At 71.5% G+C, this 859-nt stretch carries 1 protein-coding gene; it reads left to right on the top strand.

Going from position 1 to position 859, the window contains the following annotated elements; translation table 11 throughout:
- Positions 1–697: type II secretion system F family protein (locus KHO18_RS28275; RefSeq protein WP_244845177.1), on the top strand; the 697-nt coding region annotated here is incomplete at its 5' end.
- Positions 698–859 lie beyond the last annotated feature (162 nt).

The following is an 859-nucleotide window of genomic DNA, read 5'->3' as shown; positions in this document are numbered from 1 at the left end:
CCTCGCGCCCACGCGCGCCACGGCGCTGCGCTGGGGCGGCCCGGTGGCCACGCTGGTGCTGTTCGGCGGGCTGATCGGCGGCGCACTGGGCGCGGCGGCGATGCTGGTGACGGGCGTGGCGCTGGCCGCTTTCCTGCTCTGGGTGCGCATCCGGCGCGTCCGGGAGAAGATGCTGCGCCAGTTGCCGGGCTTTCTCGATGGCGTGGTGCGGCTGATGACCATCGGCAGCAGCGTGCCGGCCGCGTTCCAGAATTCCGTGGCGAACACCGAGGCGCCGCTGCGCCAGTGCCTGGTGCAGGCCATTCACCTCCAGCGTGCCGGCAAGGAGCTCGATCAGGCGGTGCTGATGGTGGGCCGCGCCTATGATCTGGCCGAACTGGTGATCGTGTCGTCGGTGCTGCGCCTGTCCGTGCGCTACGGTGGCCGGGCCGATGTGGTGATGGAGCGCACCGCCACCTTCATGCGCGACCGCGAGGAAGCGCAGCGCGAGCTGATGGCGCTGTCGGCGGAGACGCGCCTGTCGGCGTGGGTGCTGGGCCTGCTGCCGCTGGTGGTGGCGGGCGGCCTGTTCGTGATGAACGCCGGCTACATCCTGCTGATGTGGCGCGACCCGATGGGCAAGGCGATGCTGCTGACCGCGCTGGGGCTGGAGGTGGTCGGCGCCTTGCTGCTATACCGGCTGGCCAAGTCGATATGAGGGCGCGCGCATGGATGTGACGATCGACATGACCTCTCTGCTCTCGATGAGCCTGCTGGCCGCCGCCGGCGCGGCGGGGCTGCTGGCGTGGCCGCTGGTGCGGCAATGGCGCCAGCGCCGTGCCACCACGCGCACGCTCGACGCCGCGCTGGACCGTCAGGC

It is taken from the genome of Cupriavidus campinensis, assembly GCF_905397395.1.
GTDB lineage: Bacteria > Pseudomonadota > Gammaproteobacteria > Burkholderiales > Burkholderiaceae > Cupriavidus > Cupriavidus campinensis.
Note: the sequence above shows the minus strand (reverse complement) of the source record. Positions and strands in the feature narration are given on the sequence as shown.